Annotated in this window: 25 protein-coding genes; 12 read left to right on the top strand and 13 right to left on the bottom strand. The window is 71.4% G+C overall.

Annotated features, from left to right (window positions below):
- Positions 1 to 40: 40 nt before the first annotated feature.
- Together BLV96_RS28955 and BLV96_RS28950 are read left to right on the top strand one after the other, a co-directional pair.
- Positions 41 to 1,489 carry an amidohydrolase gene (locus tag BLV96_RS28955; protein WP_086675146.1) on the top strand — a complete coding sequence of 483 codons (1,449 nt, stop codon included), beginning with the start codon at positions 41 to 43 and terminating at the stop codon, positions 1,487 to 1,489.
- A gap of 82 nt (positions 1,490 to 1,571) precedes the next feature.
- A complete protein-coding gene (locus BLV96_RS28950; RefSeq protein WP_244180541.1) occupies positions 1,572 to 3,905 on the top strand; it encodes a GH92 family glycosyl hydrolase in 2,334 nt (777 codons plus the stop codon).
- Positions 3,906 to 3,961: 56 nt separating this feature from the next.
- Here BLV96_RS28950 and BLV96_RS28945 read toward each other — a convergent pair whose 3' ends face one another.
- Together BLV96_RS28945 and BLV96_RS28940 are read right to left on the bottom strand one after the other, a co-directional pair.
- Positions 3,962 to 4,126 (bottom strand): DUF397 domain-containing protein, encoded by a 165-nt coding sequence (locus BLV96_RS28945; RefSeq protein WP_086675148.1) that lies wholly within the window; start codon positions 4,124 to 4,126, stop codon positions 3,962 to 3,964.
- Positions 4,127 to 4,138: 12 nt separating this feature from the next.
- The gene (locus BLV96_RS28940; RefSeq protein ID WP_244180569.1) at positions 4,139 to 4,999 is read right to left on the bottom strand and encodes a helix-turn-helix domain-containing protein; all 861 of its coding nucleotides are present in this window, start codon (positions 4,997 to 4,999) and stop codon (positions 4,139 to 4,141) included.
- 51 nt (positions 5,000 to 5,050) lie between these two features.
- Between BLV96_RS28940 and BLV96_RS28935 the strand changes: the two genes are divergently transcribed.
- From BLV96_RS28935 to BLV96_RS28925, 3 genes are read left to right on the top strand one after another with little or no spacing between them, the layout of a single operon-like run.
- Positions 5,051 to 5,254, top strand: a complete 204-nt coding sequence (locus BLV96_RS28935) for an HC3 family zinc finger protein (RefSeq protein ID WP_086675149.1) — start codon at positions 5,051 to 5,053, stop codon at positions 5,252 to 5,254.
- Complete coding sequence (locus BLV96_RS28930; RefSeq protein WP_244180540.1) at positions 5,227 to 5,664, top strand: hypothetical protein; 438 nt, start codon at positions 5,227 to 5,229, stop codon at positions 5,662 to 5,664. The genes BLV96_RS28935 and BLV96_RS28930 overlap by 28 nt, the downstream gene beginning before the upstream one ends.
- Before the next feature lie 26 nt (positions 5,665 to 5,690).
- A complete protein-coding gene (locus BLV96_RS28925; RefSeq protein ID WP_086675151.1) occupies positions 5,691 to 6,173 on the top strand; it encodes a DUF2127 domain-containing protein in 483 nt (160 codons plus the stop codon).
- Here the strand turns inward: BLV96_RS28925 and BLV96_RS28920 are convergent.
- From BLV96_RS28920 to BLV96_RS28910, 3 genes are all read right to left on the bottom strand, one after another.
- Positions 6,170 to 7,699: an ABC transporter substrate-binding protein gene (locus BLV96_RS28920; RefSeq protein ID WP_244180539.1), complete on the bottom strand. Its 1,530-nt coding sequence runs from the start codon at positions 7,697 to 7,699 to the stop codon at positions 6,170 to 6,172. The two genes, BLV96_RS28925 and BLV96_RS28920, sit on opposite strands and share 4 nt — an antisense overlap.
- Positions 7,700 to 7,708: 9 nt before the next feature.
- Positions 7,709 to 9,661 (bottom strand): hypothetical protein, encoded by a 1,953-nt coding sequence (locus BLV96_RS28915; protein ID WP_086675152.1) that lies wholly within the window; start codon positions 9,659 to 9,661, stop codon positions 7,709 to 7,711.
- Between the two features lie 113 nt (positions 9,662 to 9,774).
- Positions 9,775 to 10,485, bottom strand: coding sequence for a PP2C family protein-serine/threonine phosphatase (locus BLV96_RS28910; protein ID WP_086675153.1), 711 nt, complete (start codon positions 10,483 to 10,485; stop codon positions 9,775 to 9,777).
- Between the two features lie 114 nt (positions 10,486 to 10,599).
- On the opposite strand from BLV96_RS28910, the gene BLV96_RS28905 reads away from it, so the two are divergent.
- Positions 10,600 to 11,325, top strand: coding sequence for an AfsR/SARP family transcriptional regulator (locus BLV96_RS28905; protein WP_244180538.1), 726 nt, complete (start codon positions 10,600 to 10,602; stop codon positions 11,323 to 11,325).
- On the opposite strand, the gene BLV96_RS28900 is transcribed toward BLV96_RS28905, so the two are convergent.
- Complete coding sequence (locus BLV96_RS28900; RefSeq protein ID WP_143051035.1) at positions 11,304 to 12,062, bottom strand: hypothetical protein; 759 nt, start codon at positions 12,060 to 12,062, stop codon at positions 11,304 to 11,306. The genes BLV96_RS28905 and BLV96_RS28900 overlap by 22 nt on opposite strands.
- An 84-nt stretch (positions 12,063 to 12,146) precedes the next feature.
- Between BLV96_RS28900 and BLV96_RS28895 the strand changes: the two genes are divergently transcribed.
- Together BLV96_RS28895 and BLV96_RS28890 are read left to right on the top strand one after the other, a co-directional pair.
- Entirely contained in the window at positions 12,147 to 12,569 is a 423-nt protein-coding gene (locus BLV96_RS28895) for a nuclear transport factor 2 family protein (RefSeq protein WP_086675154.1), read from the top strand.
- 50 nt (positions 12,570 to 12,619) lie between these two features.
- A complete protein-coding gene (locus BLV96_RS28890) occupies positions 12,620 to 13,177 on the top strand; it encodes a hypothetical protein (protein WP_086675155.1) in 558 nt (185 codons plus the stop codon).
- Between the two features lie 37 nt (positions 13,178 to 13,214).
- On the opposite strand, the gene BLV96_RS28885 is transcribed toward BLV96_RS28890, so the two are convergent.
- The 3 genes from BLV96_RS28885 to BLV96_RS28875 all read right to left on the bottom strand — a co-directional run bounded on the left by BLV96_RS28885 (position 13,215) and on the right by BLV96_RS28875 (position 16,974).
- Entirely contained in the window at positions 13,215 to 15,074 is a 1,860-nt protein-coding gene (locus BLV96_RS28885) for a glycosyltransferase family 39 protein (RefSeq protein WP_086675156.1), read from the bottom strand.
- The gene (locus BLV96_RS28880; RefSeq protein WP_086675157.1) at positions 15,074 to 16,330 is read right to left on the bottom strand and encodes a bifunctional glycosyltransferase family 2/GtrA family protein; all 1,257 of its coding nucleotides are present in this window, start codon (positions 16,328 to 16,330) and stop codon (positions 15,074 to 15,076) included. The genes BLV96_RS28885 and BLV96_RS28880 overlap by 1 nt, the downstream gene beginning before the upstream one ends.
- A 77-nt stretch (positions 16,331 to 16,407) precedes the next feature.
- Positions 16,408 to 16,974 (bottom strand): hypothetical protein, encoded by a 567-nt coding sequence (locus BLV96_RS28875; RefSeq protein ID WP_086675158.1) that lies wholly within the window; start codon positions 16,972 to 16,974, stop codon positions 16,408 to 16,410.
- Positions 16,975 to 17,629: 655 nt separating this feature from the next.
- Here BLV96_RS28875 and BLV96_RS28865 point away from each other — a divergent pair.
- The 4 genes from BLV96_RS28865 to BLV96_RS28850 are packed head-to-tail and all read left to right on the top strand — an operon-like array spanning position 17,630 to position 21,213.
- On the top strand, positions 17,630 to 18,847 hold the full coding sequence (locus tag BLV96_RS28865) for a helix-turn-helix domain-containing protein (RefSeq protein ID WP_086674664.1): 1,218 nt from the start codon (positions 17,630 to 17,632) through the stop codon (positions 18,845 to 18,847).
- A gap of 11 nt (positions 18,848 to 18,858) precedes the next feature.
- A complete protein-coding gene (locus BLV96_RS28860; protein ID WP_086674654.1) occupies positions 18,859 to 19,608 on the top strand; it encodes a hypothetical protein in 750 nt (249 codons plus the stop codon).
- Positions 19,605 to 20,198, top strand: a complete 594-nt coding sequence (gene dcd, locus BLV96_RS28855) for a dCTP deaminase (RefSeq protein WP_086674655.1) — start codon at positions 19,605 to 19,607, stop codon at positions 20,196 to 20,198. The genes BLV96_RS28860 and dcd overlap by 4 nt, the downstream gene beginning before the upstream one ends.
- Positions 20,182 to 21,213, top strand: coding sequence for a thiamine-phosphate kinase (locus tag BLV96_RS28850; protein WP_086674656.1), 1,032 nt, complete (start codon positions 20,182 to 20,184; stop codon positions 21,211 to 21,213). The genes dcd and BLV96_RS28850 overlap by 17 nt, the downstream gene beginning before the upstream one ends.
- Here BLV96_RS28850 and BLV96_RS28845 read toward each other — a convergent pair.
- The 4 genes from BLV96_RS28845 to BLV96_RS28830 all read right to left on the bottom strand — a co-directional run bounded on the left by BLV96_RS28845 (position 21,210) and on the right by BLV96_RS28830 (position 23,481).
- The gene (locus tag BLV96_RS28845) at positions 21,210 to 21,827 is read right to left on the bottom strand and encodes a hypothetical protein (protein ID WP_208608343.1); all 618 of its coding nucleotides are present in this window, start codon (positions 21,825 to 21,827) and stop codon (positions 21,210 to 21,212) included. The genes BLV96_RS28850 and BLV96_RS28845 overlap by 4 nt on opposite strands.
- Complete coding sequence (locus BLV96_RS28840) at positions 21,824 to 22,096, bottom strand: hypothetical protein (RefSeq protein WP_086674657.1); 273 nt, start codon at positions 22,094 to 22,096, stop codon at positions 21,824 to 21,826. Before BLV96_RS28840 ends, BLV96_RS28845 begins: the two co-directional genes overlap by 4 nt.
- 82 nt (positions 22,097 to 22,178) lie before the next feature.
- Complete coding sequence (locus tag BLV96_RS28835; RefSeq protein ID WP_086674658.1) at positions 22,179 to 22,841, bottom strand: Crp/Fnr family transcriptional regulator; 663 nt, start codon at positions 22,839 to 22,841, stop codon at positions 22,179 to 22,181.
- 22 nt (positions 22,842 to 22,863) lie between these two features.
- On the bottom strand, positions 22,864 to 23,481 hold the full coding sequence (locus BLV96_RS28830; RefSeq protein WP_086674659.1) for a nucleotidyl cyclase domain-containing protein: 618 nt from the start codon (positions 23,479 to 23,481) through the stop codon (positions 22,864 to 22,866).
- Between the last annotated feature and the right edge of the window lie 156 nt (positions 23,482 to 23,637).

Below are 23,637 nucleotides of genomic sequence, written 5' to 3'. Positions count from 1 at the left end.
GTGCTTCACCCGGACGAGTCCGCCTGGCAGGGTGGTCCGCATGGATGATCTACTCCTGCGCCGCGTGCGGCCGGGGCTCGGCGGGGAGCTCGCGGACGTCCGCGTGAACGACGGGCGCGTCACGGCGATCAGCGAGCCGGGGTCGGCCGGGTTCGCCGCGCGGGTCGTCGACGGGCACGGCGGGACGCTCCTGCCGGGTCTCGTCGACGCGCACGTCCACCTGGTGCAGTGGGCGACCTTCCGCCGCCGGATCCCCCTCGACGCGGCGCGGTCGGCGGGCGAGGCGATCGAGCTGCTGCTGGCGCACCTCCTGGCGACGCCGGCGCAGCAGTCCGAACTGGTCGTGGGCGCGGGGTTCCGCGACGCGCTCTGGCCGGACAAGCCGCACAAGGACCTGCTGCAGCGGGCGCTGCCCGGCCGCGCGGTGGCGTTGTTCAGCGCGGACCTGCACACGCTGTGGCTGAGCCCGGCGGCGCTGAAGCTGATCGGCCGCGACCACCCGACGGGCGTGCTGCTGGAAAACGACTGCATGAGCGCGACGGCCCAGCTCCCGACCGCCGCGATCGACGTCCAGGACCAATGGGTGGCCGAAGCGGTGTCCGCGGCCGCGGCGCGCGGGGTCACCCAGATCGTCGACTACGAATACGCGGACACGGTCGCGGACTGGACGCGCCGAGGCGCCCCGGCGGCCCGGATTTCGTGTGTCATCGCCCGGTACCTGCTGGACCAGGCGATCGAGCGCGGTCACCGCACGGGTGACGTCCTCCCGGATTCGGACGGGCTGCTGACGGTGGGTCCGTTCAAGCTCTTCGTGGACGGATCCCTCAACACCCGCACGGCTTACTGCCACGACCCCTACCCGGGCGGCGACTTCCCCGGGCTCCTGGAACTCCCGGTCGCCTCGCTCGTTTCGTTGATGCAACGGGCTTTCGTGCACGGGCTGATCCCCGCGGTCCACGCGATCGGCGACCGGGCGAACACGATCGCGCTGGCCGCGTTCGAGGAAGTCGGCTGCCCCGGCCGGATCGAGCACGCGCAGCTGCTCTCGGCCGGCGACGTTTCGCGGTTCGCGGAGCTGGGCGTGATCGCGGCGGTCCAGCCGGCGCACCAGCCGGACGACCGCGACGTCGCCGACCGCCATTGGCACGGCCGGACGTCCCGCGCGTTCCCGTACCGCTCGTTGCTGGAATCGGGCGCCCGGCTGGAGTTCGGGTCGGACGCGCCGGTGGCCCCGCTGGACCCGTGGGACGGGATCGCCTCGGCGGTGTTCCGGACGGACGACGACCGGCCGGCGTGGCACCCCGAGCAGTCGATCCCGTTTCCCGACGCGCTGGCCGCGTCTTCGGGCGGCCGCCGGGGCGTGTCGGTGGGGGACGTGGCGGACTTGATGGTGACGGCGGCGGACCCGTCGACGCTGTCGGCGGCGGACCTGCGGGCGCTCCCGGTGACGGCGACCATCCTCGGCGGCCGTGTCACGCACCTGAGCTGACCGACGTTCGGGGCTTGCTTTGTCCACCGGACAACGGAAAAGATCCCACCGTGCATGTGACAACGTTGTCAGGAGGACACGGATGATGAGAACGCGGACGCGCGTCCTTGCCACCTTGCTCGCCGGAGCCACCACGATGGCCCTCGCGACCCCCGCCCGAGCCGCCGGGCCGAGATTCGCCGACGACCCCACCACCCTCGTCGACACCTCGATCGGCAACAACGGGGACGGCACCACCTTCCCGGGCGCCACCACCCCCTTCGGGATGGTGCAGCTGTCCCCGGACACCCAGCTCAAGAAGTACGCGTCCTACGACTACGCGCAGGACACCACCCTCGGCTTCAGCCACACCCACCTCTCCGGGGTCGGCTGCCAGACCATGGGCAACTTCCGGTTCATGCCGACGACCGGCGCCGTCACCAGCAGCGACCCCGCCCAGTACGGCGCCAAGTTCAGCCACGCGAACGAGACCCGGCAACCCGGGTACTACGGCGTCAAGCTGGACAACGGCATCGAAGCCGAGTTGACCGCCACCCAGCGCACCGGCCAGCACCGCTACACGTTCCCCGGCAAGACGAGTGAGAACGTCCTCATCGAAGTCGGCGAGAGCAACGGCTACACCTACGCCGGTGATGTCCACGTCGTCGGCGACGACACCGTCGAAGGCTGGCTGCAGGGCGGGAACTTCTGCTGGGAGACGCAGAAGGAACGCTACAAGGTCTTCTTCAGCGCGAAGTTCGACCGCAAGTTCACGAGTTTCGGCACCTGGACGGACAACAAGCTGACGCCGAACCAGCGTGACGCCGAGCTCGGCAGCCAGCGCACCGGCGCCTGGCTCACCTTCGGCAGCGACAAGAGCCAGGTCGGCGCGTCCGTCGGGCTTTCCTACACCTCGATCGACGGCGCCCGGCTCAACCGCGGCGCCGAGCAGCCCAAGTCGTTCGACAAGGCGCGGAAAGCCGCTCACGACACCTGGCGCGACGAGCTGAACCGCATGCGCGTCGCCGGCGGGACGACCGCGGACCAGCGGACGTACTACAGCGCGCTGTACCGGTCGCTGCTGCACCCGTCCGTCGGGTCCGATGTGGACGGTTCCTACCGCGGCTTCGACGACAAGGTCCACCGCAGCCGGGACACGTACTACCAGATGTTCTCGCTGTGGGACACCTACCGGTCGCAGAACCAGCTGGTCGCGCTGCTGCACCCGGACAAGGCCGCGGACATGACCAAGTCGATCCTGAAGGTCTACCAGGACGGCGGCTGGGTCCCGCGCTGGGCACTGGCCGGCGGCGAGACGAACGTGATGAGCGGCGACCCCGTCACGCCGTGGGTCGTCGACAACTACCGTCGCGGCATTCTGGACGACAAAACCGCGCGCCAGCTCTTCGACGCGTTGTGGCGCAACGCCAACGAAGTCCCGGCGGACCAGTCGATCTTCCGCGGCCGCGACGGCAACCCGACGTACGTGAAGAACGGCTGGATCGGCTACCAGGACCTGCCCGGCTACACCTACGGCGACACCCGCCAGGCCGGCTCGGCCACCCTCGAGTACGCCCTCGCCGACTGCGCGCTGTCCACCATGGCGTCCGGGCTGGGCTACCGCGACAAGGCCGCGACGCTGTCCGCTCGCTGCGGCAACTTCGCGAAGCTGTGGGACACCAGCGTCGATTCCCACGGGTTCACGGGCTTCCCGCGCACGCGTGCGGCGGACGGCACCGGCGTCGGCGATCCGGATCCCGCCCAGTCAACGGGCTTCCACGAGGGCACGCCGTGGCAGTACCAGTGGCTGGCCCAGCAGGACACCGCGAAGCTGTTCGGCCTGATGGGCGGCCCGGCGCAGGCGGAGAAGCGGCTCGACACGTTCTTCGACATGCCGCTGCTGCTCACCGACCCGGCGAAGGCCGCTGCGGACTCCTGGGTCCACGGCGCGTACGACTACCACAACAACTTCGCGTTCAACCCGAACAACGAGCCCGACCTGCACGCGCCCTGGATGTACAGCTGGACGGGCGCGCCGTGGAAGACATCGGCCGTGCTGCGCGCGGCGCGGACGTTGTTCACGGACACGCCGTACGGCATGCCCGGCAACGACGACCTCGGCACCATCTCGTCGTGGCTCGTCTTCGGCATGACGGGTGTGTTCGAGGCCCAGCCGGGTTCCGGGACGTACCTGCTCAGCACGCCGATGTTCGAGAAGGTCGAGATCCGCCCGGCCGGCGGCCGCAAGATCGAGATCGAGGCGCCCGGGGCGAGCGCGGCGAAGCTGCAGTACACAAAGGACGTTCAGGTCGGGCACCGGACGTACGACCGCAGCTGGATCTCGCATGCCGATCTGCTGCGTGCGGGCAAGATCCGTTTCACGTTGAGTGACACCCCGACGGCGTGGGGCACGAAGACCGCTCCGCCCGCCATGTGAGCCGAGTCCGTGGAGGCCTCCTTGCCGGCGTTCGCGCGGGTAAGGAGGCCTTCGCGTCAGCGAAGCCGGCGAAGGGCCGCTGACCAGGCCTGACGTGAGACGGTGAGCTGACCGGCGGCGGGGGCTTTGCTGTCCCGCACGCCGACGGTGCGCTCGATCGCCACCTCGACGCAGTTGCCCTCATTGCCACTGTGGGACGACTTGCGCCAGGTCTGGTGCATCCGGGCCCTCCGCTATCTGGTCACCTCCGCGATCAGGCTGCGGGAGGCTTCGTTGTCGAGCGCAATTTCGGCCGTCATCTTAGCAAGCCGCCGATAGGCGGCGAGATGCTTATCGTCGGACAGAAAGGCGCTCCCGCTGTAGTGTTCGAGGAAGATGATGGGCGGCAGCTCCTCGTATTCGTAGATGAGGTAGCTGCCCAGCAGGCCAGGCTGGTAGCCCTGGCCTGAGCGAACGATCCGCAGTGAGACGTTCGGCAGCCGGGACATCTCCAGCAGGTGGTCGTACTGGTCGGACATGATGTCCGCGTTTCCCACTCGCTCGCGGAATGCTGTCTCGAAGATCACCGCGTTCAGCCGGGCCGGCTGGGGTCGGGTGAGAATCTTCTGCCGCTCGAGCCGGACCTTGAGGCGTGCGTCGGCCTGCTCGAGGGTGAGATTCGAATTGCTCAGCAAAGCCCGGGCGTAGTCGGCGGTCTGCAGCAGTCCGGGAATGATTCCGAGTTCCCAGTTTGTGATGGTAGTCGCTGATCGCTCGCATTCCAGCAGTCCGCTCAACGGCTCCGGGATCTCCGGTGAACCGGCGGTGATCCAATCGGGTTCGCGTGCGGATCCCGCCAATTCGAGAAGGTGTCTTTGTTTCTCGCCGCGCACCTCGAAGTAGCCGAGGATCAAGGCCACGTCCGCGACGGTGGGCAACCGCAGTCCCTTCTCCCACAGCGAGAGGACCTGCGGTGCGAAGCCGAGTATGCGCGCCAGCTTTCGTAACCCCACTCCGTGCGCTTCGCGCACTTCGCGCAGTCCAGCGGCCAACGTGCGTGCGCGTGGCGTGGAAGAAGTCGCTTTCATGGCGTCGATAATACGAACGCCGTCCATCACTCCATCAGCGTGTTGGTGTCTACCGGATCGGACAGATTGAATAGTCCTATGTTGAGGTGGCAGCAAGCGGAGGGAAAGCGCCACGCGCTCGACGGAACCTTCCCCCCGCGTCCCGAAGAACAGTTCACGACCCTGTGCGGGGAGGAGGTGACTGTCGCGGTGTGCGATGTTCCCCAGCTCGGCGGGAACTGGTTCGACCCGACCTGTGCCGAGTGCCGGGCCGCGTGGCTGGCGCGGCTGGCGCGGTGCTGACCGAAGCCGACCGGGATCTGCGGCTGCTCGACCGCGTCCGGGATCTGCACACCTCGCTCGCCCTCGACCTCTCGTGGCTCGCGCGCACCCTCGATGACGAGACACCGCGGCCCGACATCGTCCGCGACCTCGGCGAACGGCTCGCCGACCTGGGTGCTGACCTCGTCGCCCGGGCCGATGAGCTGGACGCCCGGGTCCGCGCCACCCTGCCGGACCACGGGTGGCTCCCCGAAGCGGGCGCACGGCGGCGCGCACTGGCCGTCGCCCACCAGGTCGGCCCGCACCCCCTCCGGTGCGGGCCGATCTTCCTGGCCGTCTGCGGCGCGGCGTGCTTCCCGTTCTACGGGACCGACCCCACCGGCCGGACAGTCCGGCACGAACGGTGCGAAAGGTGCCTCCACGTGCGCTGACCTGCCGTTCGTGCTGAGCTGGGGACATGTCCGAGACGAAGACGACCGCGACCGAGAAGTTCTTCCGCGTCGCGATCGCGATCAAGGGGCTCGACGGCGGGTTGCAGGTCGTCGGGGCGTTGATCCTCGCGTTCATCCCCGCCTCGACCGTCAGCGGGTTCACCCACGCGGTCATCACGCGCGACCTGCTGGGCGACCCGTCCGGCACCCTCGCGCGCCACCTGCAGTCGGCGACCGAGAACTTCCTCCACGGCGACACGAAGACGTTCGCCGTCGCCTACCTGCTCGCCCACGGCCTCATCAAGCTGGGCCTGGTCTGGGCGCTCGCCCGCAAGATCGTGCGCGCGTACCCGGTCGCGGCGCTGGTCCTCGCGGCGTTCGTCGTCTACGAGATCTTCCGGGCAATCCACACCCACTCGATCGCGTTGCCGTTCTTCGCCGCGCTCGACGTCGTGATCATCGTCCTGGTCCTGCGCGAGTACCGGCAGCTCAAACGCGACCGCGCCTAGGAGCGGCACGCCGGCGACGTGTCGAGCGGGCGCCCCTGCGACCAGACCAGGGCGTCCGGGCTGGTCGAGCCGTCGGCCCGCAGCTGCAGGATCGGCAGGGCCTTGTCGACCTGGTTGCCGTCTTCCTGGCGGAACGCGACGAAGCCGGTGGCCCCGGGCAGCGCCGAGTTGCAGTCGATGTTCGCCACGAAGTTGGCCATGCCCTCGTGGCCGCGGGTCGGGTTGTCTTCGGCGGCCTTCACGGCCGTCGCGGCGGCGTCGTACTCGATCATCGCGGCGCCGTCCAGCAGGTCGTCCGGCGCGAACTTGTTGCGGGTGAAGCGGTTTTCGAAGTCGCTGTAGTTCGTCCGGTACGTCAGGGACGCCTCGTCGCCGACGAACTTCTGCCACTGGTCGCGGTAGGCGAGGGCGGTGTACAGGGGCCGGACGGCGATGTCGCCGTCGAGCCGCAGCGGTGACCCGACGAGCGTCGCGGCGTCGTCGCCGGTGACCACCGTCACCGACGGGAGCTGCCGGCAGGCGCCGTCCTCCGCGAGCGCCGTGGTGAACGAGCGCAGGTCCACGCCGCGGCCGGCGAAGTAGATGACGTCCGGCTGGGCGGCGCAGATGTCGGAGTGCATGCCGCTGAAGAGCCTGAGCAGGTAGTCGTGGCGGTTCGCGCCGGTGAGCTTGCCGGGCAGGCGGTACTTCTTCGTGAACTCCACCGGGACCAGGTCCTGCTGCTGGAAGGCCTTCGCCATCGTCGCGGCGTAGATTTCGGCGTCGCTGACGTCGGCGACGAGCATCGTGCGGTGCTTCGGCAGGCTCGCGATGTAGTTCACGGCGGCGCGTGCTTCGTCGCTGTTCGTCGGCCCGACGCGGAAGAAGTTCCGGATGGGCTTGCGCGCCGCGTCGAAGTTCAGGTCGTCGCCGGTGACCGTCGCGCCGATCGTCACGATGTCGTGCTCGGACAGGGCCGCGATCGCGTCGCGGACGTTGCCGAGGCTGATGCCGAGGCCGGTCACCGCGGCGATGTGCTCACCGTCGGCGTGCTCGGCGATCCGGTCCACCACCGCCCGCCAGTGCGCGGCGTCCCCGCCGATGTTGGCCAGCAGCAGCTTGAAGTGCGGGGTGTCCCCGGGGCCGGGCCAGACCGCGGCGATAGCGCCCTCGATCTCGTGGCGGACGTACTCGGTCGGCGTGCTGTCGGTCGCCGGGTCCGAGGTCATGTTCTCCAGCAGCACGATCGTTTCGTAGTCGCCGGCGACCTGGTCGTTGTGGTCGGCGATGAGCGCTTCGAGGTCGGCGAGCGGGTCGTCGCCCCGGAACGGGCCGGACGCGAGGTTCAGGCCGACGCACCCGGCGTCGCCGGTGTCGTCCAGGCCCGGCCCGCACCGCTCCCACGGCCGCAGCCCGACGATCAAGCCGCCGAGCAGGACGACACCGGCGACGGAAAGGACCAGCCAGTGCCGGTGCGCCCAGCCACGCGGGCGCACCGGCGGGGCGGGACGGCGGCCGCGGGACGAGGCCAGAGCGGTGGCGGACAAAGTGGCTCCTCACGGCCAGAGGCCGCGCGCGGCCCGGTCGGCGAAGGTGTGGAGGTGGGCGGTGTCGGCGCGCTCGGACGCCCGGGAAAGGTTGACCAGGGCCAGCTCGATGTCGCGGTTCTGGGCGCTTCCCCGCACGGCGAACGGGTTCGTGGCGAACCAGCACGCGGCGAGCAGGCGGGCGAGCTCGCTGCGCAGCGGCGTCCGGTCGGGCTGGTGCTCGCGGTCGGCCTTGACGAGCTGTTCTCGCAGCTCGTCGTAGCCGGTGTCGAGCGGCTGGTCGTCCGGGGCGTGGACGACCAGGGTGAGCCGGTCGAGCCATATCAGGTGCGGCAGCCGCGGGAATTCCCGTTCGAACAGGTCCACCACCGCGGGGAACTCGCCGAGGGCGAGCAGGCAGTAGGCGCGGCGGACGTCGTCGGTCCCGGCGGTGGCCTGGAGGGCGGCGAACTGCGCCCGGTAACCGGCCGCGCCCTCGTCGCTGCGGGCCAGCGCGGACGTCAGGTTGCCCGCGAGCCACGGGTGCAGCGTGACCTGGTCGCCCTCGCCGGCCCGCACCCACAGGGATGCGCGCAGCTCGGTGAGGATCGGGCCGACGCGCGGCCGGACGACGGCGCCCTCCGCGCGTGGCTGGACCAGCCAAGGCGCGGTGGCGAACGGCGCCGCCGCCACCAGTTCGTTGGCGTCCACTGTGGATAGACCCAGTTCGGAAAGCCAGGACGGCCAGGGGCCGGGGCCACCGGCGCCGAGGACGTCGCGCGCGCCCGGCACGATCTCCGTGCCCCGCAGGACCCGCGCGACCTGCCGCACCGCGCCCGGCAGGCCACCGGTCGCCCGGTGCGCGAACTCCGCGTGGGTGCGCGGGACGTCACGGCCGAGGAGCTCGGCGACCCCGCCGACGGACAGCGGTTCGAGCAGCACGGGGTAGTACGGCGAGGACCGCGCGTCCGCCTCCCCGGCCCAGTGCTCGTAAGACGCCTGTCCGCAGGCGGGGACGGTCCGGCCCGCGCCGGTGCCCGGCTGCCAGGGCGGCCGCCAGGTGCGGCCCAGCTCGTCGTCCCACTCGCCGTGCCACGACCCGCTCGACGCCACGACCAGCAGCGGGTCGTGGTCGCCGCGGTGGCGTTCCCGCGCGGCGGTCAGCGCCCGCAGGAAGGCGAGGCCGCCGGAATGGTCGACGTTGTCCAGCAGCGCCACCCAGGTGTGCAGGTGGGGCTTGCGCCGGGAATCCGGGCAGTCGCAGGGGCTCCGGCGTTCGGGGCCGGACATCCGGCGGTGGTTCTCCCGGACGTCGGCGAGGAAGGCTTCGAGCAGCCAGGCCGTGAGCCGCTCGGGGTCGGCTTCGCGGCCGCGGGCGAGCCGGTTGAGGTCGATGAGCGCGTCGTAGGCGTCGCCGCCCTGGAACCACTCGACGTCCCGCAGCGAGCGCAGGGCCTGGGCCAGCCGCGGCCGGACGGCTCGCACCAGCTTCGGCAGCTCGGCGGAAAAGGCGTCGGCGACGGGCGCGGGGACGGTTCCGGTCGCGGTGGCGAGCCGGACGCCGAGGCCGACCGTCGCGTCGACCCACCGGGGCCGGCGGTCGCGGTGGAACTCTTCGAGCAGCCGGCGCAGCGTCGCCTTGTCGTCGCGGTAGTCGGTCGCGCCGAGGTCGGCCCGCGCCGCGATCAGCGCCAGGGCGAACCGCAGGAACCGCGGTTTCGCGCGGTGGCGCCAGCTGCGGGAGAAGCCGTACGCGAGCCGGGTGAGCACGTCGGCCGGGCTCGGGTCGCCGTCGCCGAAGTCGAACCGGCTGTGCACGACGCCCCAGCCGAGGTCGGCGTCGATCCGGTGCAGCGCGTGCGTCTTCCCGGAGCCGACCGGGCCGAGCAGTAAGACGACCGGGGGCTTGCGCGGCGGCTCGCCGGCAGCGCCGTGCCACAGCAGCTGCCTGGTGAACAAGACAGTCCGGTCTGGCTCGGCCATCGGACGTGACCCCCTGGAACCCCTCGATACCCTGGGTAACGAGAGTAAGCAGAAGGTGACGAATCAGCTACCGGTTCGGCTCGATTGGCCAGGTTTTGTCACCCCGGCGGGCTTCACGCGGCGACGGGAAATCGCACCGTCGTGCTGTCGGCCTCCAGGGGTTCGACGTAGATGGCGGTCGCGTTGTCCGAGCCGCCGCGGGCCAGGGCCGCGTCGACCAGCTCCGCCGCTCCGGTGCCCGGTTGGGCGAGCACCGCGCGGATGCCGCTGCCGGATAGGGGCTTGTGGACGCCGTCGCTGGTCAGCAGCAGGCCCGCGCTCGTGGTCTCCGCCGTGCCGATCTCCGCCGGCTTGGTCGTGCGGACGCTCGTGGTGACGACGTGCTCCATCCGCGGGGTCACCGGCTGGTGGCGGGCGCGGAAGTACTCGGCGAGGGTGTGGTCGGTGGTCAGCCGGCCGAGGGTGGTGCCGTCCCAGGCGTACGCGCGGGCGTCGCCGACCCAGGCGATGCGGTACCCGCCGTGCCCGGCCGGCATGGCGACGACGAGCACGGCGTCCCCGAGCGTTTGTTCACGCACTGCTTGCTGGGCGGCGAGAACCGCCTCGACAGGTCCTTTGTGGACGGGAGTGCGTGCGGCGGCCGCGGCGGCGATCCGGGCGGCCCGCGCGGCGGCGGGATCATCGCCGACCCCATCGGCGAGAGCGAAGACGACACCCGGACCACCGGCGGCGGCATAGGCGCCGACGGCATCGGCGTTGAGCGAGCGCGGCCCCTGGGCGCTCGCGGTGTGCCAGCGCGGGTAACCCGGACGTGTCGTGATCATCGCGGCCTCCTCATCCCCTCTGGTAACCATGATCCGCGCCCAACCTGTGGGCCGTCTGAGACTTTCCTGTGCCGCCGGTGTCGATCCGCGTACCTTGGGAACGGGGTGGGAGACATGGAGTTCCGGATTCTCGGGCCACTGGCGGTCCACCGCGCGGACGGGTGCCCGGCCGTGCTCGGCGGGCGGAAACCGCGGACGTTGCTGGCCGCTCTGCTGCTCGCGCGGGGGCGGGTCGTCCCCGACGAACGGCTGATTTCGCTGCTGTGGGAGGACAACCGCCCCTCGACGGTCGACGCGCAGCTGTGCACCTACGTCTCCCGGCTGCGCAAGGGCCTCGGCCGGCCCGCGCGGCTCGTCCGCTCCGGCGGCGGGTACCTGCTGGCGCCCTCCGGCACCGTCGACGCCGAGGAGTTCGAACGGCTGGCTTCCGTGGGGCACGACGAACTGCGCGCGGGCCGCGCCACCCGGGCGGCGTGCTTGTTCGGCGCCGCCCTGGACCTGTGGCGCGGCCCGGTTCTCGCCGACGTCGCCGAACCGCTCCGCGCGCGGGAGTCGGCGCGGTTCGAGGAGCTGCGGCTGGCCGTCCTGGAAGGCCGGATCGAGGCCGAAGTGGCGGCGGGCGACCACGTGCGCGCGGTGCCCGACGCCACCGGCCTCGTCCTGGAACACCCGCTGCGGGAACGCGCGCGGGCGCTGCTCATGGCCGCGCTCTGCGCGAGCGGGCGGCAGGCGGACGCCGTCGCCGAGTACCACCGGGGCCGGCGGATCCTCGCCGAACGGCTGGGGATCGCGCCGGGTCCGGTGCTGCGGGCGGCGTATCAGCGGGTGCTGTCCGGGTAGGGCGTCGAACGGAAGTCGCGGTCGAGCTCGGCGGGCGACCGCGGCAGCCAGTACCGCGCGAGCGCGCGCACCTGTTCGCGCGGCAGGCCCGGGTTGACGTGCCGGTGATCGGGCCGCGCGATCGACTGCAGCGCCCACGCGAACCCGAGCACCGGATCGATCCGCGCCCACCGGTGGCGGTCGATGCCCAGCACCATCTGCGCGCGCTGGACGCAGTGCCAGAAGTGGTAGCCGGTCGGCGGATCGCCGTCCATGGTGTGCACTTCGGACTCGACGTCGGCCCGCCGCGGGTCGTACAGGATCCCTTGCCCGAAGGCGGCGAAGGCTTTGACGAGACCGTCTTCGTCACCGCGGTAGAAGCGGTCGAAGTTGCCGAGCTGCAGGGCCGAAAGCGTTTTCAGCTGCGGCTCGATCGGCTTGACGAACTCGGCGTAGTTCCTCGGGTAGTCCGGTTCGAGGCTGAGAGCCCGCCACTTCGCGGGCAGGCCGTCCGGGGCGTTCTGCTGGAGGAACGGGAAGAGGACGGCGTAGGCGTCCTGGACCTCCTGGGCCGGGTGGTACAGCGCGATTTCGTCGAGCTGGTACCAGAGTTCGTTGGCCTTCCGGTCACCCAGCATGCCCGGCACGGGCGGCAACGTCGTCGCGGCTTCGGCGGTCCCGGTGAGCAGCCCGGTGCCCGCGACCGCGACGGCCGCCCCCGCACCGAGCTTGAGCAGGCTGCGTCGATCGAGCGTCATGGATTCACCCCCGTCGGCGGCCCCCTGCCGCCGTCGCCGCCACGGTACGGAAGGTTTCTATACTTTCTCTGTACGCTCGTCCCCGTGAACGATCACCGCGCCCTCGAAAACCTGATCTACTCCTACGCGTCGGCGGTCGACGCGGGGGACTTCGACGCCGTGGGCGAGCTGTTCGCGGCCGGCGCGTTCGTGGGCAGCGGCGGGGAGCTGCGCGGCGCCGAGGTCGCGCGGATGCTGCGGGACACGGTGATCGTGTACGAGGACGGCACGCCGCGCACCAAGCACGTCACGACGAACGTCACGCTCGAAGTGGACGGCGGCTCCGCGACCGGGCGGGCGTACTTCACCGTGCTGCAGGCGGTGCCCGGGCTGCCGCTGCAGACGATCGCGGCGGGCCGGTACGCGGACCGCTTCACACGCACCGCCGATGGGTGGCGATTCACCGAGCGCCGGGCCACGGTCGACCTCGTCGGCGACGTCCGCCACCACCTGCGGCCCCAGCCGTAACGTGCCGCTGACCTGCGGCGATTTCGGTTAAACGACCGAAGGAGCCGGCCATGGTCGCAGCGTCGCACGACTCCCGCCCGCTGATGGTGTTCGGCCTGCGCTTCCCCGGCGGCATGGTCGACGAAGGCGACCTGCTCGCCGCCGTCGAACTGCAGGCCCAGCTCGGGTCGGCCGTGCGGCTCGTCGAAGCCGGTGCGGTCACCGACAACGAACTGTGCGACGACCTCATCCTGATCGGCGGCAATTCCCTCACCGGAAAGGTCCTCGAGCGGCTCGACGGCGTGCTCTCGCTCGGGTTCGCCGAGCAAGGCTCCGCCGTCTACGACCGCAAGTCCGGCTTCGCGGCCTCACCCCGCTTCGACGACGCCGGCGAGCCACGCGTCGACTACGGACTGGTCGTCCGCGCCGCGAACCCGTTCGCGCCGGAAACCTCGGAGGTCGTGGTCGTCGCGGGGTGCGGGAGCTACGGCACCGCCGCCGCGGCCGAGGCGTTCGACCAGGCCGAAGCCCTCGGTGGCTACCGGCACTTCGAGGCCCTCGTCGAGACGACCGTCTTCCGCGGCTCCCACCGCGACACCTTCGTCCGCGAGGCCCGCGGGATCGCGTGAAACCGCCCGGGCCTCCGCTGGGAAGCCCGGGCGATCGTCACTTCTGCAGGTCGTAGACCGTCTGGCCGTCGACCGTGGTGGCGGTGAAGTTCGCCGTCACCCAGGCGGTGATCTCGGACGACCCGCCGCCCGGGCCGCCGCCCATGCCGCCACCGGCGATGTAGTACTCGATCTCACCGGCCGCCACGTACGCCTTGAACTCGTCCAGCGTCGGCGCCGGGTCGGAGCCGCTCCAGCCGCCGATACCGATCACCGCCTTGCCGCTGGCCAGCTCCAGCGACGCCGCGTTCTGCGAGCCCGTCGTCGCCGCGGCCCACTTCGTCGTCGTCTTCGCCAGCAGCTCGCCGATCGCGCTGGACGACGATTCCTCGCCGCCGGGGCCACCGCCCATGCCGCCGCCCATCGCGCTCGACGTCGGTCCCGAGGTCGGGATCGAGCCGCTGTGCGCGATCGACGCCGTCTCGACGCCGTAGGCCGCCGAAGACACCCCGATCGTCAGCACGAGCGCCGCCGCCACGACCGCGACGAGCCGGCGAGCGGTCGGCACGCCCATCACCAGCACCGTCCCGACGAGGACGCCGAGCACCGCGACGATCCAGCGCAGCGCCGGGAACCAGTCCGGGGTGCGGTCGAGCAGGATGAACGACCACACCGCCGTCGCGACGACCATGCCGGCCAGCGTCGCCCGCGGGCCCAGGTTCGTCCGGCCCTGCCACAGCGCGCGGCCCGAGATCGCGACCAGCGCGGCGATCGCCGGGGCGAGCGCGACCGAGTAGTACGGGTGCACGATGCCGCTCATGTAGCTGAACACCAGTGCGGTGACGACCAGCCAGCCGCCCCACAGGACCAGCGCCAGGCGCGTCCGATCGGTGCGCGGCGCGCGGCGGGTGAACCATAGGCCGGCCACCAGCCCGATCAGCGCGGCCGGCAGCAGCCACGAGATCTCCGTGCCGAAGCTCGACCCGAACATCCGGAAGAGGCCGGACGCGCCGCCGAAGCCGGTGTTGCCGCCGCCCATGCCGCCGCCACCGCCCGGGCCACCGCCGTCGCCGCCGCCGAAGATGCGCGACAACCCGTTGTAGCCCAAAGCGAGTTCGAGCAGACTGTCCCCTTCGGACCCGCCGATGTAGGGCCGCGACGCGGTCGGCCACAGGTCGACCAGCGCGATGTACCAGCCCGCCGAGACGACCAGCGCGACGACCGCGCCACCGAGGTGCAGCAACCGCTTCCCGAGCGACGTCGGCGCCGCGATCAGGTAGACCAGCCCGAACGCCGGCAGCACCAGGAACGCCTGCATCATCTTCGTCAGGAAGCCGAACCCGATCGCGACCCCGGCGAGCGCGAGCCACTTGGGCGACGCCTTTTCCGTTGCGCGCACGACGAAGTAGGCGCCGGCGACCATCAGCAGCACGAGCAGCGCGTCCGGGTTGTTGAACCGGAACATCAGCGCCGCCACCGGCGTCACGGCCAGCATCGCGCCGGCCAGGAGCCCGGCGACCGGGCCGGAAGTCCGTTTCACCGTAAGGTAAAGGAGGCCGACGGACGCGACGCCCATCAGCGCCTGCGGGGCCAGCACGGTGAAGCTGGAGAACCCGAAGATCCGCGCGAAGGCCGTGGCGACCCACAGCGCCGCGGGCGGCTTGTCGACGGTCAGGACGTTGCCCGAGTCGAGCGACCCGAACAGCCACGCCTTCCAGTCCTGCGTCCCGGACTGCACGGCGGCGGCGTAGAAGCTGTTGCCGTAGCCGGACGCGGTGAGGTTCCAGAAGTAGAGCACGGCGGTCGCGGCCAGCAGCCCGAACACCGCCGGGCGGACCCAGCGCGGCGGCGCGTGCGCCCCGGATTCCTTGCGGTGACGCGGTTCCTGCGTCACGGTGTCGGACAGGACGGCGGTCATCAGAACTCCTTCTGGGTAGCGGCCTGGCGGCGCGGGTTGAAGACCCAGCCGCGCAGGAGGAGGAACCGGAGCACCGTCGCGGCGAGGTTCGCCAGCACGAGGACGGTGATCTCCAGGACCAGGCCGGGGGTGGTGGATCCGTTGAGCAGGGCCAGTGCCCCGCTCGTGAGGGCGAGCCCGAGGCCGAAGACGATCAGCCCTTCGAACTGGTGGCGTCCGGCGCCGGAGCGCCCGCGGATGCCGAACGTGAGCCGCCGGTTCAGCGCGGTGTTCCCGATCGCCGTCACCAGCAGCGAGGTGAAGTTCGCCGCCTGCGCGCCGACGGCCGTGCGCAGCGCCAGGAACAGCACGAGGTAGGCGAGCGTGCTGCTGACGCCGATGGCGGCGAACCGCACGAGCTGCGTCACCAGCCGCGGCGGCACCCCCGGCGCCTCGACGCCGATCGGCTGCCGGCCTAGCTGTTCGCGCAGCCTGCTGATCGGGATCTCGCCGGTGAAGGTGGCCTTCGTGACGCGGGCGATGCCCTTGAGGTCGGCGGTCGCGGTCTTGACGATGTTGACCGACGAGTTCGGGTCGTCGACCCAGTCGACGGGCACCTCGTGGATCCGCAGCCCGGCGCGTTGCGCGAGGACGAGCAGCTCGGTGTCGAAGAACCATCCGGTGTCCTCGACGTGGGGGAGCAGCTCGCGCGCGACGTCGGCGCGGATGGCCTTGAAGCCGCACTGCGCGTCGCTGAACTTCGCGGCGAGGGTGGACTTGAGGATGAGGTTGTAGGCGCGGGAGATGAACTCGCGCTTCGGCCCCCGCACGACTCGCGCCCCCCGGGCGAGCCGGCTGCCGATGGCGAGGTCGGAGTGCCCCGAGAGCAGTGGCGCGACGAGCGGCCCGAGCGCGGCGAGATCGGTGGAGAGGTCGACGTCCATGTAGGCGAGAACGGCGGCGTCGGAGGCCCGCCAGACGGCGTTGAGCGCGCGGCCGCGGCCCTTTTCGTCGAGGTGGTGGACGGCGACCTCGGGGAACTCGCGGGAGAGTCTTTCCGCCACCCGCAGCGTGGAGTCGGTGCTCGCGTTGTCGGCGATGGTGATCCGGTAGGGGTAGGAGACGTGGTCGGCCAGGTGCGCGTGCAGCCGTCGGATGCACGGTTCGAGGTCGGTCTCTTCGTTGTAGACCGGGATGACGACGTCGAGGACGGGCTGCGGACCGGCCAGATCGACCGGGACGGTCCCGGGCCGTGCTGCGGGGGCGGTGGCTGTCATGCCTCATACGGTCGCGGGCCCCGCTTTGGTGACCGTGTGATCGCCCTGTGCGGTTGCTGTGCGCCGGGGGCGCGGGCTCAGCTGTGCACTCGCAGCGGGACCACTTCACCCGGCGACACCGCGCGACCCGGCTCGCTCCGCGGCTTCTTCGCGCAGATCGTCAACGTCACCAGCGCTCCGTACTTCGGGTGCCGGTCCACGTAGATCTCCGTGGCGAAGCACGCGTCCGCCAGGACCTCGCGCCGCGAGTGGATCTGGTCGAAGCCGATGCCCGCCGGGCAGAACAGCGACACCACGACGTCGCCGTCGAGGGGGCGGGTCCACAGGATCGCCGGGCGGGAGCCGTCGACCGTGCAGATCCGGGCGCTCGCGAACGCCGTGCGCAGGCGGTGCTGGACCACGATCGCGCGCAGCCGGCCCCGGAGGTGACGACGGGCCGCGCGCCAGTAGAACACCCAGTTGAACGCCGCCGCCAGCGCCACCAGCGACCACACCGGGCCCAGCCACAGGACCAGGTTGACCAGGGCGTACGGCAGAACAGTCAGCGCGAGGATCTCGTAACGCCAGTGGTAGAGCCACAGCAGCGGGTTGGGCCGCTTGACGGGGGCCAGCTGCCGGGCCAGTTCGGGGAGTTCGTGGTTCATGACCGTGCTCCTTCGCAGCCGTCGGCGACCGGGACGGCGGTCGCGGGTGCCCGGCGGACGACTCCGGTTCCGGCGCAGCCCGGGCAAGCTGTGCCGTCGGAGCGGGTGCGCCCGTGGCCGCCGCAGGAAGCGCAGGCGAGCACGGTGTCCCAGCGGGGATCGCGGTAGACGCGGGTGCCTCGGGCCCCGCGCCGGACCTCCCAGCCACGCGCGGTCGCGCGGGCGTCTTCGTCGGCGGCAAACAGCCACTCGCCGAGGCGGAGCAGCAGCCGATCGAACCAACCACGTTGGCGGGACGTAGGTAGGTTGTGGTCTTGCATCGTGGCACCCCCGGAAAGAACGCACGGACTCGGACGGGCGGCCCGGCAAGGGCGCCCACGGGCGGCTCGGGGATGCCGCCGGGCACTTTCCGTAGTGCCCCAGCTGCGCGTGGTCGCGTCCGCTCCTGCTTATAGGGGGTCCGCGAGCAGGGCGTTCAACCCGTTTGGGCGAGTCGACCCCAGTCCGCACCAACAAAGAGTCGCCGGTGAGATAGAGTGCGCTCTGTGTCCACATATTGTCACCTCCCTACTTTTGCCTACTCATGTAGGTAAGGTTGGTGCCGATTGCTTACCTACATCGTACGACTGTGGCGGGGCCGATAGGTTCTGATGTGATAACGACCGAGGACGTGGGCGCCGAGCTGCGCCGGCTGCGCAAGGCAGCCGGGCAGACGCAGGCGGACGTGGCCAGGAAGGTCGGCGTCAGCCGGGCGAACCTGACCCAGTGGGAGACCGGGCGCTACCTGCCTTCGACGGAGAACGCACGCCTGCTCGACGATCACTTCCGCGCGGCGAACGCCCTGGTGGAGATGGCCGAAGCGGCCCGCTCGCCGGCCGCCGGGGCCGGCGGGGCCCGGACCACCGGCGGGTCCCTCCTCGAGGTCTTCCGCCGGGTGGGCACCAGCCTCGCCGAGGAGCTGATCCGCGATGGGAACGGCCGCCCCGTCGGCTGGCGGCACAACCTCCAGAAGCGGGGCGCGCACACGACGCTCGCCACCGCGTACGGAATCTCGGCGATGGTCGTGGTAGGCGAGCCCTACATCGACCTACATGCGGTCGTCGAGGACCTCTACGCGAAGCGCTCCGACTTCGGCTGGCGCGGCCGGTCGGAAGGCCGGCGGCCCGAGGTCACGGCCGCGGTCGTGGGCGCGCTATTCCAGGCCAGCACCGTCCTCACGGCCGGGGAAGGGCTGGACTACCTCGAGCGCTCACTCGACGACCGCAGCCGGACGCGGCCGTTCCTGCTCGCGGCCGCGTTGCGCACGGCGGTGCGGCTCGGGCCGGACGCCCCGCTGACCCGGCGCCTGACCGACGACCTGCTCGCGGCCCGGCTCGACTTCGACGGCGTCCCGCTCTGGGGCGAGAAGAAGGAAGAAATACTGTTCTCCCCGGAGCCGTCGACCGCGCACACGGCGCGGGCGCTGGTGGCCCTGCGCGAACTGCTGCGTGCCGGGCGGGGCAGCGACGAAGTCCGGGAGGCCGTCGACGTCGGCACCCGGTGGCTCATCGAGCGGGTCCACCCGGACGACGGAGTCTCGGAGGACCTCGCTCTGGCGCAGCCCGAAGGGCAGCCCGACGTGCGGGTCACGATCAAGCACTTCACCTCCGCCTGGGTCCTCCAGGCCCTGGCCGAAGCACCACAAGTGCCGGTCGCCAGGCTGAGCCGCGCGCTGAATTCGTTGTGGGAACGCTACGAACCCTCGCGCGGCCTGTGGGCTTGGGGCAGTGGCGATCTCCCGATCTGGATGACGCTCGACGCCGTGACGGCTCTGCGCGCCGTCGCACTCGCGTTCCCGGCCCCGCAGTTCCTGCCCCCCTCAGCCGCAGAATAGAGACACCCACGATGAGCACGACCCCGGTGGTGGTCAACGGCGACCACCCCTTCCCGCGGCAGCTGGCGGAAGCGTTGCGCGGCAACGGTTCCCGCCTAGGCATCGACCGGCTCGAAGCGGCGGCCGAGTACGTCCGCGCCCACCGCCGCGCCTTCGCGGCCTGGCTGCGCGACCTCGCCGGCGACCCCGTCGCGGCCGCCGACGTCGCGAAACGTTCGTACTGGCACCCCAACGGTTTCGCGAAGATCGTCCTGCACGCGGGCGTCGAGCCGGAGTTCCGCGTCCGGCTGCACGTCTGGCCGAGCAGCGACACGGTCTCGCGCGGCGAGTCCAACCCGCACAGCCACCGCTGGGAGTTCGCCTCCCACGTGCTGACCGGCACCGGGATGCACATGGTCGAGTTCGCCGAGACGACCGACGGTGGCAAGCCGTTCCGGCGGTACCGCTACGGCGCCGACCCCGCGAACCCGGCCGCGCTGGTCGCCGACGGCGAGGTCCGGCTCCGCCGCCGCGCTTCGCCGCACGTCCAAAGCGGCGACGTCTACACCTGCGACACCTCGATCGTCCACACGGTACGGCCGGTCGACGCCGGCCTCACCGCGACCGTCGTGGTCCAGGGGCCCCGCCGGACGTCCACCACGGTCGTCTACTGCGAACCCGGGGAAAGCGACGACCAGCCGAACTTCGACCTCACTCCAGCCGACTTCCAGGAGCTCGTGACCGCCGTACTGGCGAAGCTGGACGCCGGGGTCGCACCATGAGGGCCGTGCGGCCCGACCAGCCCGGCGTCCTCACCGACCGGGCCATCCGGCGGGCGTACGAGACCGGGCAGCTGCGGGTCGACCCGTTCGACGCGGCGCTCGTGCGGCCGGCCGCGCTCAGCCTGCGGCTCGGGCACGAGGCGTTCTCCCTCGTGACGCGCGGGCCGGTCGACGTCGCGGACCGCTCGACCCACCCCGAGCTCGTCCCGAAGACCCTCGACGCGAGCGGGCGGCTGACCGTCGAGCCCGGCGAGGTCGTGCTCGCCCCGACACTGGAGAAGATCGGCCTCTCGGAGCACCTGGCCGGGCTCGTCGACGGCACCAGCGATTACGCGCGGCTCGGGATCGGCGTCGTGCTGTGCGGTCAGGTCAGCCCCGGGTTCGGCCGGGACACCGGGGCCGTGCTGACCCTGGAGATCGTCAACCACCTACGGCATCCCGTGCTGATGTATCCCGGCGCCCGGATCTGCAACTTGATGCTGTTCGCTTCGACCGGGAGCGAGCGGCCCTACGGCGCCATGCCGCACAACTACTCGAGCGACCACGCGGTCGTCGCGTCCCGATTGGCGGATCATGTCCGGCACCCCTGAAACCCTCGGCGACCTGGGCGAGCAGCTGATCCAGGAACGCGTCCTGCGACCGCGGTACGGCGGGGTCGACGGCTTCGGCGACGACAGCGCCCTGCTGGGCGTGGTGACCACGCCCAGCGAACTCGTCGCGACCACCGACAGCTGCCCGGTGCCGGTGGTCAACCTCCTGCGCGAGCCCGACCTCTACCACGCGGGGTGGCTGCTGGCGACGATCAACCTGTCCGACCTCGCGGCGGCCGGTGCCGAACCGCTGGGACTCCTCGTCAGCTACACGCTGCCCAAGACGACCACCGTGCGCGAGTTCGAACGGCTGCTCGACGGCGTCGACGACTGCTGCGCGGCGCACGGCACCAAGGTCGCCGGCGGGGACATCCGGGACGGCGCCGTGCAGCTGACCGCGACGGCGATCGGGCGGAGCGCTCCGGGCAGCAGGCTCCGGCGGTCCGGGGCGAAGGCGGGGGACCGCCTGCTGCTGGTCGGTTCCGCCGGGTACCTCTGGGCCGCGGCGCTGCTGGAGACCGGGCGGGCGACGCTCCCGGCCGAGGCCCGCGCCGAAATCTGGGACCGCGCCTGCCGTCCGGTGGCCCAGCTGAAGGCCGGGCGGCTGCTGGCGGGCTACGCGCGGGCGGCGATGGACGTCTCGGACGGCCTGTTCGCCACGGTGCGCACCCTGTGCGAGGCGAATCGCCTCGGCGCCGAAGTCACCGGCGAGTTCGTGCTCGACGAACCGGTGGCCGACGTGGCGGCCCAGAGCGGTCTGCGCCCGTTCGACCTCGCCGAGACCTGGGGCGACTGGGGGCTGGTCGTGGTGGTCCGGGCCGGGGACGTCCAGGTGGTCGAGAAGACCCTGCGCGCGGAAGGCGTTGCGGTGCAGGAGATCGGGACCCTCACCGAGGACACCCGGATCACGAAGGGAACCGCCGCCTGGGACGGGATCGCCCAGGAGCGGTTCTCGACGAATTCGTGGCACGGCGGTGAACTGTCCACAGTGCTCACCGAGGTGCTGGGCCGCTAACTGTGGGCCCGCAACGGGACCACGTTGCTCGGCAGCACCGTCCGCTCACGCGGGGCCTCGGTCGGGCTGATCGTCAGCGTCACCAGGCTCGCGTACTTCGGGTGGCGGTCGACGTACACCTGCGGGACCGCGCACGCCGCCGCGAGGACCCCGCGGTGGCGGTGCAGGTGCTCGAACGCCTCGCGGCCGAACAGCGACACCACGATGTCGCCGCCGCGGGGGCGGGACCACAGGATCGCCGGGCGCCGGCCGCCCGGTAGGCGCAGCAAGGGGAACGCGGCCCGCAGGCGGTGCTGCAGCCGGATCGCGGTGATCCGGGCCCGCACCCGGCGGCGGCGCAGCAGGGCGAAACCGAGCGCGCCGGCGAAGACCGCCGTCGCCCACAGCGGGCCGGCCCACAGCGCGAACGTCACCAGGGCGTAGGGCAGCAGCGTCACGGCCAGGATTTCCCACCGCCAGTGGTAGAGCCGGGCGGCGAACGACGCTTGCCTGCTGGTCATTTCCGTGCTCCTTCCGGTGACCCGGCGGCGCAGGAGGCCGCCGAGGTGGCGCGAGAGACGTACGACGGCGACGCCGAGCACGATGGCCGCGACGATCACCGTCCCGGACGTCATGTCGGAATCCGGGTCTTCGGTGCGGGCTCGGGCGCGCGGTCGCGGTCCCGGCCGAGCTGCCAGGTCCAGCGCCACGCCGCCCAGAGCGCGACGACGGAACCCAGCAGGATCAGCACGAAGGCCTGGCCGACGAGCCCGTCGAGCGGCGCGAGCCGCAGCAGCACCAGCAGTGCCCACAGCTGGGTCGCGGTGAACGGGATGACGAGCCCGGCCGCGTAGACGCCCCGGCGCCAGCGGCTGCGGCCCGGTGGATTGGTGTAGGGGTCCATGGAAGTGCCCTCCTCTGCCCTGGATCCAAGGAAACCTCCGGCGCGCCGTGAGCTCTGTGTCAGCTGACACAGAAGGCGGGATTCAGCTCGCCAGTCGCCGAAGTTCGGCCAAGCGGTGGATCGTCACCTGTCTTCTGCCGGTGCTGATGACGCCTTGACGCCGCAGGTCGCGCGTCGCGCGCGCCCAGGACTCGCGGGAGATCGCCGCCGTCATCGCCAGTTCCGCCTGCGTGGCCGGGACCGCGATCTCGATGTCCCCGCCGCGCGGCACGCCGTGCTGGACGGCCAGCTGCATCAGCTGCGCGGCCACCCGCCGGGCCGCGGCGCCGCCCCCGAGTTCGAGCCACTGCCGGCCGACCGACCGCAGCCGCGTCGAGAGCACCTGCAGCAGTGCCCACGAGATCCGCGACCGCGTCCGGCACAGCGCGGCGAACCGGTCACCGGGGACTTCCAGGACTTCGACGTCGTCGAGCGCTTCGACGGTCGCCGAGCGCGGCTGCGCGTCGATCGCGGCCAGCTCGCCGATGACGTCCCCCGTGCCGCGCACCCCGACGACGACCTCGCGCCCGTCCGGCGTCCCGTGCACGATCCGGACGTTCCCGGTCAGCAGCACCAGCACGACGCTGGACCGGTCGCCTTCCCGGCAGAGGGTGCCGCCGCGCGGGTAGGCGCGCCGCGTGGCCGACTCCGCCAGCACGCGGCGATCGGCCGGGCCCAGGCCGGCCCAGAATCCCGTCGGTTCCACATCCCCACCTCGCTTCCGGTCGCTACGCGGTCAGCCCCTCCTCCGGCGCGCCGGCTTCAGGGGTGTGGAGCCACCCCCGGAGCCGTTCTTCGCCGAGCTTGATGTGGATGGCCTGGGTGAACGCCCTGTCGTCGATCCCGGGGTAGCCGTGCCGCACGACCGCGCGGTGGAGCTCCTGCGAGATGGCGAGCGCGAGCGGCGCGCTGATCTCCTTCAGCCGCCGCTTCAGCTCGGGGGCGTCGACAAGCCGGCAGGTGATGTCGACGTCCTCGCCGTACGGCCCGCGCGTGTCCCGGTGCACCTCGCCCGCGTGGATGGCGACGCGCAACCGGAAGGCGAGGTCCGGGAGTTCGCGGGCGTGCTTCTCGAGCAGATCGGTGAGCACCGGGACGAAGGTGGCGAGCAGCAGCGTCTTGGGCACCTGGTCGAAGGGCCGCACGAGGCACAGCGCACCGTCGCCGCGGTCGACGAAGGCGTCCCGGTGCTTGCGGCCGATCCCGGCGATCGTGAAGGCCTCTTCGAGCAGCTGGTAGAGGACGTTCCGGAGCAGGGCTCGCACCGAGTTCGTGTGGGTGGTCGATCCCTCGATGTCGACCGCCACGATGGCCCGGTGCCGGGGTATGTCAGCTGGTGTACTCATCGCCCGCTCCTGCCTTCAGGTATGAACTGAAGTTCAGTCAAGTTCACTGTAGGAGCTGGAGTACCCTGGAGCAACCGAGTTGAATCGGTGTTACCCGTTTGCTGCGACGAAGTTTCCCCGGTAGCAACGTTTCAGCCCCTGCTTCCGCGGGTCGCC

It is taken from the genome of Amycolatopsis pretoriensis (assembly GCF_900107925.1).
Taxonomy (GTDB): domain Bacteria; phylum Actinomycetota; class Actinomycetes; order Mycobacteriales; family Pseudonocardiaceae; genus Amycolatopsis; species Amycolatopsis pretoriensis.
The sequence above is the reverse complement of the archived record's forward strand: the minus strand, read 5'-3'. Positions and strand labels throughout refer to the sequence as shown.

Bases quoted from the DNA above. Each gene is read 5' to 3' on its own strand.
- BLV96_RS28955 (WP_086675146.1), top strand. From the start codon at position 41: ATGGATGATCTACTCCTGCGCCGCGTGCGGCCGGGGCTCGGCGGGGAG.
- BLV96_RS28950 (WP_244180541.1), top strand. From the start codon at position 1,572: ATGATGAGAACGCGGACGCGCGTCCTTGCCACCTTGCTCGCCGGAGCC.
- BLV96_RS28945 (WP_086675148.1), bottom strand. From the start codon at position 4,126: ATGCACCAGACCTGGCGCAAGTCGTCCCACAGTGGCAATGAGGGCAAC.
- BLV96_RS28940 (WP_244180569.1), bottom strand. From the start codon at position 4,999: ATGGACGGCGTTCGTATTATCGACGCCATGAAAGCGACTTCTTCCACG.
- BLV96_RS28935 (WP_086675149.1), top strand. From the start codon at position 5,051: ATGTTGAGGTGGCAGCAAGCGGAGGGAAAGCGCCACGCGCTCGACGGA.
- BLV96_RS28925 (WP_086675151.1), top strand. From the start codon at position 5,691: ATGTCCGAGACGAAGACGACCGCGACCGAGAAGTTCTTCCGCGTCGCG.
- BLV96_RS28915 (WP_086675152.1), bottom strand. From the start codon at position 9,661: ATGGCCGAGCCAGACCGGACTGTCTTGTTCACCAGGCAGCTGCTGTGG.
- BLV96_RS28910 (WP_086675153.1), bottom strand. From the start codon at position 10,485: ATGATCACGACACGTCCGGGTTACCCGCGCTGGCACACCGCGAGCGCC.
- BLV96_RS28905 (WP_244180538.1), top strand. From the start codon at position 10,600: ATGGAGTTCCGGATTCTCGGGCCACTGGCGGTCCACCGCGCGGACGGG.
- BLV96_RS28900 (WP_143051035.1), bottom strand. From the start codon at position 12,062: ATGACGCTCGATCGACGCAGCCTGCTCAAGCTCGGTGCGGGGGCGGCC.
- BLV96_RS28890 (WP_086675155.1), top strand. From the start codon at position 12,620: ATGGTCGCAGCGTCGCACGACTCCCGCCCGCTGATGGTGTTCGGCCTG.
- BLV96_RS28885 (WP_086675156.1), bottom strand. From the start codon at position 15,074: ATGACCGCCGTCCTGTCCGACACCGTGACGCAGGAACCGCGTCACCGC.
- BLV96_RS28880 (WP_086675157.1), bottom strand. From the start codon at position 16,330: ATGACAGCCACCGCCCCCGCAGCACGGCCCGGGACCGTCCCGGTCGAT.
- BLV96_RS28875 (WP_086675158.1), bottom strand. From the start codon at position 16,974: ATGAACCACGAACTCCCCGAACTGGCCCGGCAGCTGGCCCCCGTCAAG.
- BLV96_RS28860 (WP_086674654.1), top strand. From the start codon at position 18,859: ATGAGCACGACCCCGGTGGTGGTCAACGGCGACCACCCCTTCCCGCGG.
- dcd (WP_086674655.1), top strand. From the start codon at position 19,605: ATGAGGGCCGTGCGGCCCGACCAGCCCGGCGTCCTCACCGACCGGGCC.
- BLV96_RS28850 (WP_086674656.1), top strand. From the start codon at position 20,182: ATGTCCGGCACCCCTGAAACCCTCGGCGACCTGGGCGAGCAGCTGATC.
- BLV96_RS28845 (WP_208608343.1), bottom strand. From the start codon at position 21,827: ATGACGTCCGGGACGGTGATCGTCGCGGCCATCGTGCTCGGCGTCGCC.
- BLV96_RS28840 (WP_086674657.1), bottom strand. From the start codon at position 22,096: ATGGACCCCTACACCAATCCACCGGGCCGCAGCCGCTGGCGCCGGGGC.
- BLV96_RS28830 (WP_086674659.1), bottom strand. From the start codon at position 23,481: ATGAGTACACCAGCTGACATACCCCGGCACCGGGCCATCGTGGCGGTC.